Genomic DNA, 16,068 nt, shown 5'->3' on the forward strand with positions numbered 1-16,068 from the left:
CCCGCGACGTGGGTCGCGGGGTTTCGGAATTCCCGGCCATCGGGTCGGGTTTGCCGGCCAGCGGCCGGCACTACCGCAACCGGTTTATTTCGCCAGGTTCAGTTCCTTCAGCAGCTGCGGCGCCGGCGCCACTTCCTGCATGATCCACTGCATGTAGCGGCTGTCGACGGCGATCATGCGGGTCATCACCGGGTCGAACACCCAGTTGGAGCTGACCGATTCCCAGTTGCCATCGAATGCCAGACCGACCAGCTTGCCGTTGGCGTCCAGCACCGGCGAACCCGAGTTGCCGCCGGTGATGTCCAGGTTGGACAGGAAGTTCACCGGCACCGAACCGATGCGCTTGTCTTCCAGGCCGCCATAACGCTTGGCCTTGACCGCATCGAGCAGCGCCTTCGGCGAATCGAACGGATCTTCACCGGTTTCCTTCGCCGCCACGCCTTCCAGGGTGGTGAACGGGGTGTACTTCACGCCGTCCTTGCCGTAGCCCATGACGTTGCCGAAGGTGATGCGCAGCGACAGGTTGGCGTCCGGGTAGACGAACTCGCCCTGGCTCTTCTTGTAGTCGGCCACGGCCTGCAGGTACAGCGGACGCGCGGTCAGCGATTCACCTTCGCGGATCTTCTTCTGCTCTTCCTGCTTCAGCAGTGCCGGCATGACAGCCACGGCGTACTGGATGGCCGGATCGCTGCTGGCTTCGAATGCGGCACGGTCGGCCTTGAACCATTTCAGGCGTGCGTCCAGGCTGCCGAGCTCGGTGCCCGACAGCTTGCCCACCAGCGCCTTGACTGCGTTGGCATCGCTACCGGCCAGCCACTTGTTCAGCACTTCATTGTCGCGCTGCGCGGCCGGCAGGGCCACGTACTGCTCCAGCCAGTAGGCCTGCAGCTGCTGGTCCATCTTCGCCACATAGCGGCGGTCCATCTGCTTGAGGCCACCTTCGATGGTGGTCAGGTCGCGTTCCTGGTAACCGGCTTCGCGCTCGGCATCCGGCTTGCTGCGCTCGATCGACAGGCGGTACAGGGTGATTGCCGCACCAACGGCCGAGGTGTTGTTGAACTGCCCGACGAACAGATCGCGCTCGCGGGTCGCCTTGCTGGTATCCAGGTGCTTGACCAGCTGCGCGTGCGCCGCCAGGGCCGGCTTGCCGGCGGCACCCTGCTTCTTCAGCCAGGCCAGCACGGCAGCTTCTTCAGCCTGCTTCTGGCCGGCGGCGTCGATGCGCTTGAAGCCTTCCAGCTGGCCCAGGTAGTTCTTGGCCACGTTGTTCATGCTGGCGGCGGTGGCAGCGTACTTCACCTTGACGTCGGCGTCGGCCTTGCCGGCGTCGGCGATCATCTTCAGCACGGCGTTGTAGTGCTTGGCGATGGTCGGGTAGGTGAAGCTGGCGGTTTCGTTGAACTCACCGGCCAGCGCGTAGCGGTTGGTGCGGCCCGGGTAGCCGGCCACCATCACGAAGTCGTCGGCGCCCAGCGGCTGGTCGGCGAACTTCAGGAAGTGCTTGGGCTGGTACGGCACGTTGTCGGCGGCGAAGGCGGCCGGCTTGCCATCCTTGCCGACGTAGGCGCGGTAGAACGAGAAATCGCCGGTGTGGCGCGGCCACATCCAGTTGTCGACGTCGCCGCCGAACTTGCCGACGCTGCCCGGGGGCGCGTAGACCAGGCGCACGTCCTTGATTTCCATGTTGCGGAACAGGCGATAGGTGTTGCCGCCGGAGAAGCTGTACAGGCGGCAGCGGAAGCCGGCATCGGCTTCACAGGCGGCAACCTGGGCCTTGTCGAAGGCGTCCAGCGCGCGACTGCGGGCCAGCGGGTCGTTGCCTGCGGCGGCGATGGCGGCCTTGGCCTGGGCGGTGACGTCGGTGATCTGGTCGAGCACGAACACGCGGGCGTTCGGGCCGGCGCTCAGTTCATCCTTCAGGGTCGGTGCGTTGAAGCCGTCCTTGATCAGGTTCTTCTGCGCGGTCGAATTGAGCTGGATGGCGCCATACGCGCAGTGGTGGTTGGTGACCACCAGGCCCTGCGGCGAGACGAAGCTGGCGGTGCAGCCCCCCAGCGCAACCACCGCACCCATCGGGTCACCGGTCAGGTTGGCCAGCTGCTCCGGGGACAGCTTCAGGCCGGCCTTCTGCAGCGGCCCGGCGATTTCCGGCAGCTGCTGCGGCACCCACATGCCTTCTGCGGCGTGGGCGACCTGGACCAGCCCAAGGCTGGCGACGATGGAGAATGCAAGCAGGTTCGAGCGCATGGAGCGGCCCCTGGTAGTGGAACCCTCGATTGTAGCCCGCTGCCCTGCCCCGGCCCGAACCCCGGAAGTCATGGGCCTGCTTCTTGCTCTGCCATGCGCACGTCGGCCGCGCACATGGAATCGTCCAGAGGGGGCGTGGTCACCCTGGCCGGGACCGTTGGCGCCATGGATGGCGCCATCGAGCACCATGGATGGGCTTTTGCGTGTCCCGGCCAGGGTGACCACGCCCCCTCCCCCGGAATCAAGGAGGCGCTGCTGTTTGCAGCACGTTCGAAACGCCCGCCGGCGCACGCCTTTCGTTCCGCCACTGCACCCGCAGCGCAACATGGGAAATCCGCGCGGCACCCTATAATCCGCGCTTTCCCCCTGATGAGTTCCACCCCGATGGCGCAGCAAACGATGAAGGCCCTGGTCAAGCGCGAAGCAGCCAAGGGCATCTGGATGGAAGAGGTTCCGGTGCCGACTCCGGGCCCCAACCAGGTGTTGATCAAGCTCGAGAAGACCGCGATCTGCGGTACCGACCTGCACATCTACCTGTGGGACGAGTGGAGCCAGCGCACGATCAAGCCGGGCCTGACCATCGGCCATGAATTTGTCGGCCGCATTGCCGAAATCGGCCCGGGCGTGACCGGCTACGAGATCGGCCAGCGCGTCTCGGCCGAAGGCCACATCGTCTGCGGCCACTGCCGCAACTGCCGCGGCGGCCGCCCGCACCTGTGCCCGAACACCGTCGGCATCGGCGTCAACGTCAATGGTGCCTTTGCCGAATACATGGTGATGCCGGCCAGCAACCTGTGGCCGATCCCGGACCAGATCCCGTCGGAGCTGGCCGCGTTCTTCGACCCGTACGGCAACGCAGCGCACTGCGCACTGGAATTCGACGTGATCGGTGAGGACGTGCTGATCACCGGCGCGGGCCCGATCGGCATCATCGCTGCCGGCATCTGCAAGCACATCGGTGCGCGCAACGTGGTGGTGACCGACGTCAACGACTTCCGCCTGAAGCTGGCCGCCGACATGGGCGCCACCCGGGTGGTCAACGTCGCCAACCAGTCGCTGAAGGACGTGATGAAGGAACTGCACATGGAGGGCTTCGACGTGGGCCTGGAAATGAGCGGCAACCCGCGTGCGTTCAACGACATGCTCGACTGCATGTACCACGGCGGCAAGATCGCCATGCTCGGCATCATGCCCAAGGGCGCCGGCTGCGACTGGGACAAGATCATCTTCAAGGGCCTGACCGTGCAGGGCATCTACGGCCGCAAGATGTACGAGACCTGGTACAAGATGACCCAGCTGGTGCTGTCCGGCTTCCCGCTCGGCAAGGTGATGACCCACCAGCTGCCGATCGACGACTTCCAGAAGGGTTTCGACCTGATGGAAGAAGGCAAGGCCGGCAAGGTCGTGCTCAGCTGGAACTGATTCACCGTGCCCTCGGCACGTTGAATCAGTCCGCGCATGTTTCCTTATCCCCGCGCCATTGGCGCGCCCCCTTGAACAACAAGGGGGCTCTCCCCCGGATGGGATCAAGAACACTGCGGAATTGAAAAAGGCGCCCGATGGGCGCCTTTTTCGTAAAGCATGCCAGGCAAGCCTGGCACCTACCGAAGCAAGGGTTACTTGCCGACGGCCACGCTCAGCATCACCCGGCTGTGGGCCAGCTTGCCGGAGTTGTCGCGGCCGTTGCCGTCGGTACCGTAGTAGCCCAGGCCGACGTTGAACAGGCCGAACTGGCGGCTGACGCCGACGTTCCAGTCGGTGTAGTCCTTGGCCAGGCCCTTCTCGAAGCTGCTGCGGCCGACATTGGCGTTGAGGGTGAAGTCACGCGGCAGGCCCCACTGGCCGCCGACACCGTAGTACCAACCGTCGGTGCCGCTGTTCCACTGGTCATTGGTGTAGGCCACGGTCAGCTTGTAGGTCTCATCCAGCGTGGTGGTGGTCACCAGCTCGTTGTAGTTCTGGTTGCTGGCACCGATGTAGGTATAGCGGTTCAGCAGCACATCGAAGTTGACGCGCGGGGTGACGTCCACGCCGTAACCGATCTGGTAGTCGACCTCGGTGTTCGGGTCGCCCGGACCAAAGTCCACGCCCGACCCCCAGACACCGGCATACAGGCCTACCGGCGAGGTGTAGGTGAAACCGGCCTGCAGGGTCGGCTTTTCGTCGGTCTGCGAGACACCACGGAACAGGTAGTCCGACACGGCGGTGACGTTCCAGCTGTACGGCGATTCGTTTTCCTGGGCACTGGCGGCGAACGGGGCAGCCAGGGTCAAGGCAGCGGCAATGGCGAGGCAGGCACGGGCGTGCTTCATGAGCGTCTCCGATGGGGGCGGTGGCGTGGAAGGCCGAGGGCGGGCGTATCGGCCGGAACGGGACAGCTCCGGTTCACGAATTTTTAACCACTTTGCTATTGCGATGCAACATGTGCCGGCCGTGGCGATGCCCCGCCCGGGCCGGTCGGCAAGCGGCGATGCCCGTTAGAATCAGCGGTTTCCCGTTCAGAGCCGTGCCCACGCCATGACCGACGCCTCCTCCGCCCTGACCCGCCACTACGCCGAGGAACTGGACGCCATCCGCGCCCAGGGCCTGTTCAAGTCCGAGCGGATCATCACCAGCCCGCAGTCGGCCGAGATCACCCTCGACGACGGCCGCAAGGTGCTGAATTTCTGTGCCAACAACTACCTGGGACTGGCCGACCATCCGGACCTGATCCAGGCCGCCAAGGACGCACTCGATACCCACGGCTTCGGCATGGCCTCGGTGCGCTTCATCTGCGGCACGCAGGACCTGCACAAGCAGCTGGAAAGGCAGATCGCCGACTTCTTCGGCAAGCAGGACACCATCCTGTACGCGGCCTGCTTCGACGCCAACGGCGGCCTGTTCGAGCCGCTGCTTGGCGAGAACGACGCGATCATTTCCGATGCACTGAACCATGCTTCGATCATCGACGGCGTGCGCCTGTGCAAGGCCAAGCGCTTCCGCTACGCCAACTGTGACATGGCCGATCTGGAAGCCCAGCTGCAGGCCGCCGATGCCGCCGGCTGCAAGACCAAGCTGATCACCACCGACGGCGTTTTCTCGATGGATGGCTTCATCGCGCCGCTGGACGAGATCACCGCGCTGGCAAAGAAGTACAACGCCCTGGTGCACATCGACGAATGCCACGCCACCGGCTTCCTTGGCGCCACCGGCCGCGGCTCGGCCGAAGTGAAGGGGGTGCTGGAGAAGATCGACATCATCACCGGCACTCTGGGCAAGGCCATGGGCGGCGCACTGGGCGGCTTCACCTGCGCCAGCGCCGAGGTGATCGAACTGCTGCGCCAGCGCTCGCGCCCGTACCTGTTCTCCAACTCGCTGCCGCCGCACGTGGTGGCCGCCGGCATCAAGGCGTTCGAAATGCTGGCTGCCGCTGACGACCTGCGCAGCACCCTGGCCGAGAACACCGCCTACTTCCGCGAGAAGATGACCGCCGCCGGTTTCGACGTGAAGCCGGGCGTGCATCCGATCAGCCCGGTGATGCTGTATGACGCACCGTTGGCGCAGAAGTTCGCCGAGCGCCTGCTGGAAGAAGGCATCTACGCGATCGGCTTCTTCTTCCCGGTGGTGCCCAAGGGCCAGGCCCGCATCCGTACCCAGATCAGCGCCGCGCACAGCCGCGAGCACCTGGACCGGGCGATTGATGCGTTCACCCGCATCGGTGTCGAACTGGGCGTGGTCAAGGGCTGATCCCAGCGGTCAAAGCGTGCCGACCGAGGTCGACACCTACCGCAGCTTGATGGCGTGCCGACCGAGGTCGGCACCCACTGGCGTCACTTCTTTTTCTTCTTGCCCTTCGGCTCTTCCTTGCTGGCCACCACTACCGGCTTGGCGGCAGCGTCCTGGCCATTGCCCTTGGCAACGCGGATGCCGTTGGCCTTCATCCAGGCATCGAACTCATCGGCGGTCATCTTCTTGTCGCCGTTGCTCATCAGGAAGCGGTAACTGCCGCGACCATCCAGCTCCGGGGTCTTCACTTCCACCACCGGCGTCTCGGCAGGCGTTTCCGCCTTGGCCACCTTCTTGTGGCCGCCGCAGGCGGCCAGCAGCACCATCGGCAGCAGCAGGCCTGCACAGCGCAGGGTTTGATTGAGGGTCAGGTGGTACATGGCAGGCTCCGTTCGGGAATGTCGACAGCCAGGCGCCCCCTACGCCTGGAACGGCGGCCGGCAACTGCCGGCCACGGGCGATGATCAGCCCGGTGCAGCGGCCCCCAGCCGCTGCTGGTCGCTGACCTGCAGAACCCGCCACTGGCCCTTGCCGAGATCGCCGAGCACCAGCCCACCGATCGCGACCCGGACCAGGCGCAGCACCTGCAGGTCGAAGGCCGCCAACAGGCGGCGGATATGGCGGTTGCGGCCCTCGTCGAGGACCACCTCCAGCCATGCGGTCTTGTCGCCACTGCGCAGTACGCGCACGGCACGGGCGGCGAGGAGCTCGCCCGCGTCTTCGACACCGGCGCGCAGCGCGGCCAGGGTGTCCTCATCGGGCAGACGATCCACCTGCACGTGATAGGTCTTCTGCGGGCCGGTCTCCGGATCGGTCAGGTGCGCCGCCCACTGCGGATCATTGCTGAACAACAGCAAGCCTTCGCTGGCCTTGTCCAGGCGCCCGACCGGCGCGATCCACGGCAGGCCGGCACCATCGAAGCAGCGATACACGGTGTCGCGACCACGCTCGTCCTGCGCCGTGGTGACCACCCCGCGCGGCTTGTTGAGCATCAGGTACAGGCGCTGCGGCGCCCCCATCGGCTGGCCGTCGACCTCGATCGGCGGGGGCGGACTGGCAATCGGGAACTCGGGATCACGAACGATGCGGCCGGACACGCGTACGCGGCCCTCGGCAATCCAGCGCGCGGCCTCGCTGCGCGAGCACACACCCGCCTTGGACAGCACGCGCGCCAGGCCATGGCGCACGCCACTGGAGACATCCGGAGTCGCACGCCCACGCGGTGCGCGGGAGCGGGAGGCGGGGGCGGCAGGTGGGCGGCGCGTGCGCAAGCCTCTGCTCCCCGCGGCGCTTACTTCTTGTCGACCGGCTTGGTCTCAGCCGGTGCTTCGGCCGGGGCCGGAGTGGAGGCCGGAGCCGGACGCGCCTTGACCACGCGAACGCCGCGCGCCTTCATCCAGGCGTCGAACTCTTCGGCGGTCATGCGCTTGCCGTTCTGGCTCATGTCGAAGCGCCAGGGCGTGTTGTCGAATTCGGTCTGCGGCTTGTAGGCCGCCGGATCGTTCGGCTTCACCGCCGGTGCGCTCGGAATGGCCTTGGCGATGTTCTGGCAGCCGTCGATGCGCAGGCGCTGCAGCACCTGGTCCAGCGACTGCGACGGATCGTAGTTGCTGCTCAGCACACCGGCCGGCATGCCCAGCTGGTTGCCACGGATGTACAGCTCGTCGGCCACTGGCGCGATGGTCGTGGCCGGCAACGGCAGCGGCGAGGCGCTGGTGTTGACCGAGCAATCGACCGCAGCGTGGGCGGCGGGAACCAGGGCCAGCGCCAGGACGGCGGCCGATGCAGAGCGCAGCATGAGGGGCATCCACGGAAGGAAGTGACGCGGCGAGTTTAGCAATGCCGCGTCAGCTTTCAAGCGCCACTTTCAATGAATACGACAACTTATTGGTTTTACGGACAAAAGACCGACGAACGGTTGCCTTGCCGCGTCACAGGCGAGCGTCCTGGCCGCAGAAACAACAAGACCCGGCCGAAGCCGGGTCCTGCTGTGTCCTACGGGCAGAGCGTCAGAACTTAGTTCTGGACGTTCAGCTCGGTACGACGGTTCTTGGCGCGACCTTCCGGGTTGTCCGAACCATCCGGGTTGGTGTTCGGAGCAATCGGACGGCTCTCGCCGTAGCCGATCGGGCCGACCAGGCGACCGGCGTCAACGCCGTTCTTGGTCAGGTAGTTGTACACGGCGGTAGCACGACGCTCCGACAGCTTCTGGTTGTAAGCGTCGGTACCCTTCGAGTCGGTGTGACCGGCAACTTCAACGCGCAGATCCGGGTAACGCTTCAGGATCTCGGTGGCTTCGCTCAGGATCGCCACGGCGTCCGGACGCAGGTTCGACTTGTCGAAGTCGAAGTTGACGCCCTTCAGGTCGATGGAGACCGGAACCGGGCAACCGTCCGGACCGATGGTCTGACCCGGCTGCGAGTTCGGGCACTTGTCGTCGCAGTTGTTGACGCCGTCACCGTCGTCGTCCAGGTCGGCGCAGCTCGGGGCAACCGGAGCCGGAGCCGGAGCAGCCGCGACCGGAGCCGGGCCCAGCGGGATCACGACGCCGACCGAAGCCAGCACGTCGCCGAACCAGCTTTCGTCACGTGCGGCGATGCTCTGGTCGTCGAAGTCAGCGCGGTAGGCCACTTCGGCGCGGACAGCAACGCGCTTGTCGAAGGTGGTCTGCAGGCCGACGCCCAGCTTGGCAGCAACATTGCCGTCCTTACGCTGGCGCGGGCCGTTGTTGTCGAGCGCAGCGTACTCTTCTTCCGACTTCTGGTAGCCCAGGCCACCGACGATGTACGGGTTCCAGCCGCGGCCTTCCTTGATGAAGTGGCGACGCAGGTCCAGCGAGATGCCGTACTGCGACCAGTTCAGGTCCTGGTTGCTGTCGAAGTTCGGGTTCTGGTAGTTCAGCTCACCGTCCAGCGACCAGTTCGGGCTGATGAACTTACCCAGGCCCAGGGTCACGAACGGAGCGTCATTGGTCAGACGGTCGCTGTCCTGGAAGTTGAAGCCGGCCGAACCGGTCAGGTACCAGCGGTCATCGAACTCCTGCGCAGAAGCTGCCTGGGCGAAAGCCAGGCCGCCCAGCAGCGCGGCAGTAAGGATCTTCTTGTTCATTGAATACAGCTCCTATTTCGGGGGTATGAAACCGGTAGAGGCATGGGCCAGCACTAGTGCGTCGATGTTCGACAGCCGATTCAGCACGCCACCGCCGCGAACATTATGCTCAGGCGGGTGAAGGCCATGTTAACAGTCCCGTAACATGTGAAGTGTTGCGCCCGACCGTCCACCGGTCCGACGTTGAAACCCTATACAGGATGATGAAAATCCGCAAGACCCACACGCTGCAAGGGTTTGACGGGGTTTAGGTGCGAGAAGCGACATATTGCGCAACGTGCTGCATCACACGGTTCAGCGCGTCTGAGGAAACGTGAGGAACCTTATGATGGGATCACGAACCCAGCCGGAGCCGTGATGAAAGCCGTCGCCCTGAGTCGTGAATACGCGCCCGCCCTGCGTGATGTCCTCCTGCCACCGCCGCTGCCTCCTCGCGGCCGCGATCTGCTGGTGCGGATCGAAGCGGTTTCGGTCAACCCCGTCGATGGCAAGCAGCGGGCCGCCACCGATCCAGCCACCCTTGAGGTTCCCCGGGTGCTCGGCTGGGACGCAGCCGGCGTGGTCGAAGCCATCGGTGACGAGGCCAGCCTGTTCGCCTCCGGTGACGAGGTCTACTTCGCCGGTGACGTGACCCGACCGGGCTGCAACGCCCAGTACCAGTGGGTTGATGAGCGCCTGGTCGCCCGCAAGCCGACCACGCTCGATTTCGCTGAAGCGGCCGCGCTGCCGCTGACCACTCTCACAGCCTGGGAACTGCTGTTCCAGCGCATGCCGCTGCAGCTCGATGGCCGCCGCCACGTGGGCCAGCACCTGCTGGTGATCGGCGGCGCCGGCGGCGTCGGCTCGATGGCGATCCAGCTGGCACGCCATGCCGGTTTCGAGGTGATCGCCACCGCCTCGCGCGAGGCCTCGATCGACTGGTGCCGACAGATGGGGGCCGCGCATATGATCGACCATCGGCAGCCACTGCAGCCCCAGTTGCAGGCGCTGGGCATCGATGCGGTGCAGGTCGCGCTCAATCTGGCCGACACCGACCACTACTGGGATGAACTGGGCCAGCTGCTGGCACCGCAGGGCCACGTCGGCCTGATCGTCGAGCCGCGGGGTGCACTGCGCATCGGCGATCCCTACAAGGCCAAATGCATCGGCATCCACTGGGAATTCATGTTCGCGCGTTCGCGCTTCGCCACCGCCGACTGCATCGAACAGCACCGCATCCTCAGCCGTGCGGCCAGCATGATCGATGCCGGCCAGCTGCGCGGTACGCTCAATGAGACGCTGGGCACGATCAACGCGGCCAACCTGGACATCGCGCATCAGCGCCTGGCCAGCGGGCGCACGGTGGGCAAGCTGGCGCTGGTCGGCTGGGACGACTGACGCCGCAGTGCGGAGCCGATCAGGGGCTCGGCTCTACACCACAGCCTCTACGCGGGATCGACGCTACCTGTAGCGGCGGATTGGCCGGCATCTGTATCTATGGATGACGCAGAAACGGCGATACGGTGGAAACAGATCCCCGCCCCCCCGGACCGCCATGCCCACCGCCCTGCCCTTGCGCCTGCTGCAATTGATCACCGGCCTGTTCCTGTACGGCTTCGGCGCCTCGCTGATGATCCGCGCCGCCATCGGCGTGGCACCCTGGGATGTTCTGTCGCAGGGCATCGCCGCGCAGACGCCGCTGTCATTCGGCCTGGCAACCAATGCCATCGGTGCATTGGTGCTCCTGCTGTGGTGGCCCCTGCGGCAGAAGCCGGGCCTCGGCACCGTGCTCAACGTGATGCTGATCGGCCCCTCCGCACAGTTCGGGCTGTGGCTGCTGCCGCCGGCCGTCGGCCTTGGCTGGCAGGTGGCGATGTTCTGTGCCGGCATGCTGCTGGTGGCGCTGGCCACCGGCCTGTACATCGGTGCCCGCCTTGGCCCGGGGCCACGCGATGGCCTGATGACCGGTCTGCATGCCCGTACCGGCTGGCCGATCTGGAAGGTGCGCAGCCTGATCGAAGGCAGCGTACTGCTGCTGGGCTGGTGCCTGGGCGGCAATGTCGGCCTCGGCACCCTCGCCTTCGCCCTGCTGATCGGGCCGCTGTGCGGAGTGACGCTGGGCTGGTTCGGGATCGGTAGGCCTGCTCCGGTAGTGCCGGCCGCTGGCCGGCAACCGCAATCGCCCTGAGTTGACCGGAATGCCGGCCAGCGGCCGGCACTACCAAACCGTCAGACAGCGGCCAGCCCTCCCAAAGAAGCGGCCCTTGCCCCGGCCGCCGTTTCGCGGCACGCTTCGCGCTTCCGTACGCAAGCGTATCGACCATGTCGCCAGCCAACGAAAGCGCCTATCCCCACCTGTTCGCCCCGCTGGATCTGGGCTTCACCCAGCTGCGCAACCGCGTCCTGATGGGTTCGATGCACACCGGCCTGGAAGATCGCGCCCGCGACTTCCCACGGCTGGCGGCCTACTTCGCCGAGCGCGCCGAGGGCGGCGTCGGCCTGATCGTCACCGGCGGCTTCGCGCCCAATGTGGTCGGTTGGCTGAAGCCATTCGGTGGCAAGCTGTCCTGGCCCTGGGAAGTGCGGCCGCACCGCCAGCTCACCGCCGCCGCGCACCAGCACGGCGCGAAGATCTGCCTGCAGTTGCTGCATGCCGGCCGCTATGCCTACCACCCGTTGTCGGTGGCACCGTCGAAGCTGAAGGCACCGATCAACCCGTTCACCCCGCGCGCATTGTCGGCCAGCGGCGTAGAGCGCCATATCGCCGACTACGCTCGCAGCGCGAAGCTGGCCCGCGAGGCCGGCTACGACGGCGTGGAAGTGATGGGCTCGGAGGGCTACCTCATCAACGAGTTCATCGCCCCGCGCACCAACAAGCGCGCCGATGCCTGGGGCGGCGACGCGCGCCAGCGCATGCGCTTCGCGGTCGAGATCGTGCGCCGCATCCGCGAGGCCTGTGGCCCGGACTTCATCATCATCTACCGCCTGTCACTGGTGGATCTGGTCGACGACGGCAGCGACTGGGACGAGATCGTTCAACAGGCGCAGGCGATCGAGGCGGCTGGCGCAACGATCATCAATTCCGGCATCGGCTGGCACGAAGCGCGCATTCCGACCATCGCCACCTCGGTGCCGCGCGCGGCCTTTGCCGGCGTCACCGCCAAGCTCAAGCCGCATGTGAAGGTACCGCTGGTGGCGACCAACCGCATCAACATGCCCGACGTTGCCGAACGCATCCTGGCCGGTGGCGGCGCCGACATGGTGTCGCTGGCACGCCCGCTGCTGGCCGACCCGCAGTGGCCGAACAAGGCCCGTGCCGGCCGCGCGGAGGCGATCAACACCTGCATCGCCTGCAACCAGGCCTGCCTGGACCACGTGTTCGAGAACAAGCTGGCCAGCTGCCTGGTCAATCCGCGCGCCGCCCACGAGACCGAGCTGGTCTATCGTCCCACTGCTACGCCGAAGACGGTTGCGGTGGTCGGCGCCGGCCCCGCCGGCCTGGCCTGCGCCACTGTCGCTGCCCAGCGTGGCCACCAGGTCACCCTGTTCGATGCCAATGATGAGATCGGCGGCCAGTTCAACGTGGCCAAGCGCATCCCCGGCAAGGAAGAGTTCCACGAGACCCTGCGCTACTTCCGCCACGCGCTGCAGGAGACCGGCGTACAGCTGCGCCTGGGCACCCGCGTCGACGCTTCCCAACTGGCTGGCTTCGACGAGGTGGTGCTGGCCACCGGCATCACCCCGCGCAAGGTCGATTTCCCCGGTGCCGATCACGCCAAGGTGGTGAGCTACCTGGACGTGCTGCTGGGACGGGTCGAAGTGGGCGCCAATGCGGCGATCATCGGCGCCGGCGGCATCGGCTTCGATGTCGGCGAATTCCTCAGCCACGCCGGTGAATCCCCCTCGCTGGATCCGCAGCGCTGGATGGCCGAATGGGGCGTGGACCCCAGCTTCGAGGCACGCGGCTCGCTGGGTCGGCCCGAGGTCGAGCCGTCACCGCGACGCTTGTGGCTGCTGCAGCGCAGCCCGGGCAAGCCGGGCGCGCGGCTGGGCAAGACCACCGGCTGGATCCATCGCGCCACGCTGAAGGCCAAGGGCGTGCGCATGCTCGGTGGCGTCGAGTACCTAGGGGTGGACGACGAGGGCCTGCGCATCCGCGTGGACGGCAGCGAACAGCTGCTGCCGGTCGACCATGTGGTGATCTGCGCCGGGCAGGAACCGAACCGCACGCTGCAGGCCGAACTGCAGGCGGCCGGCATCAACGCGCAGCTGATCGGCGGTGCCGACGTGGCCGCCGAACTCGATGCGAAACGCGCCATCGACCAGGGCAGCCGGGTCGCCGCCGCGCTCTGATGAGCGCCTGAATGGGGGACGGAATGTGATTTCCGTCACCCCGGTTGAACCTGAATGTCAAGCCGAGCGGTTCACGATGCGTTCGGCTATGCCCCCCTACCTTGCGCCATCTTTCCGCTCACCAGCCAGTTTCCGGTGAGCCGGCGCAGTCCCCACGATCGGTACTGATCGTTTCTTTTGGGGCTGCCCACGGGGCGGCCCCGATGGCCGCCTCCCCATGACGCCAAGTCGTCCCCCACCTCCTGTCGCCCCGCGGCCGGAACCGGAGGGTGCGGCCCATACGGAGCAAGGAGTTATATGAAACTGGCCTGGATTCTCTGGCTGTCGCAGTTGTTGCCTCAGCCGGCCGCTGATTCACTGTGTTTGAGCACCACCGTCTACCTGGAAGCCCGCGACCAGACCCTGCGCGGCCAGCAGGCTGTTGCCGAGGTCGCCCTGCGCCGTCTCGACAGTGGCCTGTGGGGCGACTCGATGTGCCAGGTGGTCACCGCGCGCAAGCAGTTCGCACCGACCATCGTCTCCCCCGGCACCCAGCTGGGCAATGACGCGGCGTGGAGCGAAGCGATGAACGTGGCCTTCGACGCCGAGCGCAACTGGGCGCTGCCGGCCGGCGAACGCCGCGAGATCGTGCCCGGTGCCAGCCACTTCGCCGCGCTGTCCATCGCCAGCCCGAACTGGCGCAACGCCTACCAGGTGGCGACCATCGGCGATCACACCTTCTACAAGGTGCAGAACCTCAAGCCGCGGCAATCGTAACGATCCGTGCTGGCGGCAGCGTTGCCGGCCGCCGCCGGGCTCTGGGATAGTGGGCGTTTCCCGCCCGCATCACCTGGAGTTCCCATGAAGCTGTACAGCAAGCCCGGTGCCTGTTCCACCGCCGACCACATCGCCCTGCAGTGGACCGGCCAGCCGTTCGAGGTTGAACTGCTGAACAAGGACACCCTGAAGGGTCCGGAATTCCTGAAGATCAATCCGGCCGGTGCCGTTCCCGCACTGGTCGACGGCGACTTCGTGCTGCTGCAGAACGCCGCGATCATGGGCTACATCGCCGACAGCTTCCCGCAGGCCGGCCTCGCCGGTGATGGCAGCCCGCGCCAGCGCGCCGAAGCCACCCGCTGGCTGGCCTTCGTCAATTCCGACGTGCACCCGGCCTTCTCGCCGCTGTTCGCGCCGGGCAAGTTCATCGCCGACGAGAGCCAGTACGACGCGATCCGCGCCGCCGCGCACAAGCGCCTGCGTGGCCTGTTCGAGACCGCTGACAAGCAGCTGGCCGACAAGCCCTGGCTGGCCGGCTTCCGCAGCTTCGCCGACCCGTACTTCTACATCACCCTGCGCTGGGCCGCCGGTACCAAGGTTGATCTGTCCGGCCTGGACAACCTGGCCGCCTACAAGGCACGCATGGACGCCGATGCCGGCGTGCAGGCCGCGCTGAAGGCCGAAGGCCTGGCCTGACCTTGGTCAGGGGTCAGAGCCGTTCGCGTGGCGAACGGATCTGACCCCATCGGCTACCAGGCGGCTCCGCCCCCCTCGATTTCATTGGCGCGATCAGCCGATCTGGCGGATCACTTCCCCCTTGGCATCGCGCAGGTAGGTCGGCACCACCTCGATACGCAACCTTCCTGCCAGCGGGTAGACCCCGCGCTCGGCGTGCACCCCTGCCAGGGCCTGCAGGCCCGCCTCGTCCAGTGACCAGCGCGCGCTGTCGGCGGATACGTCCGCCACTTCACCGCCCCCGTCGGCGATGAACTCCCACTGCCGCTCGCGGCTGACCAGTTCCAGCGATCTGCCGTGGCGCAGGCGCAGCGGCAGCAGTTCGCACACGCTCGCCACCTGGCCGGCGCCAAGCACCAGCGTGATCATGCCTGCCTCCTGGCGCCAGTCCAGTGTCTCGATGAACAACATGCCGGTGCTGGAGCCTTCGCGCTCGCTGCCGGCCCGCACCTCTGCCGCCAGCGCAGGGTCCTCCAGCAGGTTGCCGCGGTGCAGGTCGCTGACCCACAGCGGCATTGCCGGCTGCAGCGCCTGCAGCACGCCGCGCGTAGACCAGCGCTTGACCGCCTCCATTTCCTCATCGGTCAATCCGACCAGCTGCAGGAACTGCAGGTGGCCATTGGCGGTGTCGCGTGCCGGCAACTGCGGGTCGGCAATGAAGGCCAGGTGGCACAACCGCGTGTCGGTCTCCAGTGCGATCGGGCCGTTGGCATTCAGATGGTGGCCATCCTCGAACACGTTGCCGCTGCCGAACACATAGCGCGCCAGGTTCTGCAGCAGGTTCATCGGCCACACCGGCGGCGTGCTGTCGGCGTTCTCAGCGGCTTCGGCAGCGAGACGGAACGTCAGCTCGAAACCATAGCCGCTGGCGGCAGCATCACTGCTCTCCTTGGCATACAGCTCGGAGAAACCGTAGGTGATGTAGTGCCAATGCGGAACCGGCGCATCCGCCCAGTACACGCTGATGCCATCCAGCGGATCCTGGCCGCCGAGCGTGTAGGGAAGCGCGGTGCCGTAGTGTCGCGGCTCCTGCCCGGCATACAGCGGCGAAAGCGCCGCATTGATCGCGTCCCAGCCGGGGGTGTCGGTGTCATCGTGGTCGTCCTGCACGCGGGACTCCTTGTG

The 16,068-nt window shown here is 66.4% G+C and carries 14 protein-coding genes; 7 read left to right on the forward strand and 7 right to left on the reverse strand.

What is annotated here, in order from left to right:
- Window positions 1-84: 84 nt before the first annotated feature.
- Window positions 85-2,247: a S46 family peptidase gene (locus tag AC5P7S_RS07620; protein WP_065179525.1), complete on the reverse strand. Its 2,163-nt coding sequence runs from the start codon at window positions 2,245-2,247 to the stop codon at window positions 85-87.
- Window positions 2,248-2,646: 399 nt separating this feature from the next.
- Here AC5P7S_RS07620 and tdh point away from each other — a divergent pair, with 399 nt between their 5' ends.
- Window positions 2,647-3,669, forward strand: coding sequence for an L-threonine 3-dehydrogenase (gene tdh, locus AC5P7S_RS07625; protein WP_005415442.1), 1,023 nt, complete (start codon window positions 2,647-2,649; stop codon window positions 3,667-3,669).
- Window positions 3,670-3,863: 194 nt separating this feature from the next.
- Here the strand turns inward: tdh and AC5P7S_RS07630 are convergent, their stop codons facing one another.
- The gene (locus AC5P7S_RS07630) at window positions 3,864-4,559 is read right to left on the reverse strand and encodes a TorF family putative porin (RefSeq protein ID WP_005415441.1); all 696 of its coding nucleotides are present in this window, start codon (window positions 4,557-4,559) and stop codon (window positions 3,864-3,866) included.
- Between the two features lie 205 nt (window positions 4,560-4,764).
- On the opposite strand from AC5P7S_RS07630, the gene kbl reads away from it, so the two are divergent.
- Window positions 4,765-5,973, forward strand: coding sequence for a glycine C-acetyltransferase (gene kbl / locus AC5P7S_RS07635; RefSeq protein ID WP_095377051.1), 1,209 nt, complete (start codon window positions 4,765-4,767; stop codon window positions 5,971-5,973).
- Between the two features lie 83 nt (window positions 5,974-6,056).
- Here kbl and AC5P7S_RS07640 read toward each other — a convergent pair whose 3' ends face one another.
- From AC5P7S_RS07640 to AC5P7S_RS07655, 4 genes are all read right to left on the reverse strand, one after another.
- The gene (locus tag AC5P7S_RS07640) at window positions 6,057-6,392 is read right to left on the reverse strand and encodes a hypothetical protein (RefSeq protein WP_053501208.1); all 336 of its coding nucleotides are present in this window, start codon (window positions 6,390-6,392) and stop codon (window positions 6,057-6,059) included.
- A gap of 84 nt (window positions 6,393-6,476) precedes the next feature.
- Window positions 6,477-7,283: a pseudouridine synthase gene (locus AC5P7S_RS07645; protein ID WP_032953965.1), complete on the reverse strand. Its 807-nt coding sequence runs from the start codon at window positions 7,281-7,283 to the stop codon at window positions 6,477-6,479.
- A gap of 20 nt (window positions 7,284-7,303) precedes the next feature.
- On the reverse strand, window positions 7,304-7,810 hold the full coding sequence (locus tag AC5P7S_RS07650) for a hypothetical protein (protein ID WP_095377052.1): 507 nt from the start codon (window positions 7,808-7,810) through the stop codon (window positions 7,304-7,306).
- 218 nt (window positions 7,811-8,028) lie between these two features.
- Complete coding sequence (locus AC5P7S_RS07655; RefSeq protein WP_005415437.1) at window positions 8,029-9,120, reverse strand: OmpA family protein; 1,092 nt, start codon at window positions 9,118-9,120, stop codon at window positions 8,029-8,031.
- A 357-nt stretch (window positions 9,121-9,477) separates the two neighbouring features.
- Between AC5P7S_RS07655 and AC5P7S_RS07660 the strand changes: the two genes are divergently transcribed.
- The 5 genes from AC5P7S_RS07660 to AC5P7S_RS07680 all read left to right on the forward strand — a co-directional run bounded on the left by AC5P7S_RS07660 (window position 9,478) and on the right by AC5P7S_RS07680 (window position 14,904).
- The gene (locus tag AC5P7S_RS07660; RefSeq protein ID WP_005415436.1) at window positions 9,478-10,497 is read left to right on the forward strand and encodes a zinc-binding alcohol dehydrogenase family protein; all 1,020 of its coding nucleotides are present in this window, start codon (window positions 9,478-9,480) and stop codon (window positions 10,495-10,497) included.
- A gap of 157 nt (window positions 10,498-10,654) precedes the next feature.
- A complete protein-coding gene (gene yczE, locus AC5P7S_RS07665) occupies window positions 10,655-11,287 on the forward strand; it encodes a membrane protein YczE (protein WP_005415435.1) in 633 nt (210 codons plus the stop codon).
- A 134-nt stretch (window positions 11,288-11,421) separates the two neighbouring features.
- Window positions 11,422-13,452: an NADPH-dependent 2,4-dienoyl-CoA reductase gene (locus tag AC5P7S_RS07670; protein ID WP_005415434.1), complete on the forward strand. Its 2,031-nt coding sequence runs from the start codon at window positions 11,422-11,424 to the stop codon at window positions 13,450-13,452.
- Between the two features lie 297 nt (window positions 13,453-13,749).
- Window positions 13,750-14,208: a cell wall hydrolase gene (locus AC5P7S_RS07675; RefSeq protein WP_004154513.1), complete on the forward strand. Its 459-nt coding sequence runs from the start codon at window positions 13,750-13,752 to the stop codon at window positions 14,206-14,208.
- Window positions 14,209-14,292: 84 nt separating this feature from the next.
- On the forward strand, window positions 14,293-14,904 hold the full coding sequence (locus tag AC5P7S_RS07680) for a glutathione S-transferase N-terminal domain-containing protein (RefSeq protein ID WP_053501065.1): 612 nt from the start codon (window positions 14,293-14,295) through the stop codon (window positions 14,902-14,904).
- 93 nt (window positions 14,905-14,997) lie between these two features.
- Here the strand turns inward: AC5P7S_RS07680 and AC5P7S_RS07685 are convergent, their stop codons facing one another.
- A complete protein-coding gene (locus AC5P7S_RS07685) occupies window positions 14,998-16,053 on the reverse strand; it encodes a suppressor of fused domain protein (RefSeq protein ID WP_065178951.1) in 1,056 nt (351 codons plus the stop codon).
- Window positions 16,054-16,068: the final 15 nt, after the last annotated feature.

It is taken from the genome of Stenotrophomonas sp. YJH_SMC_32 (assembly GCF_059369975.1).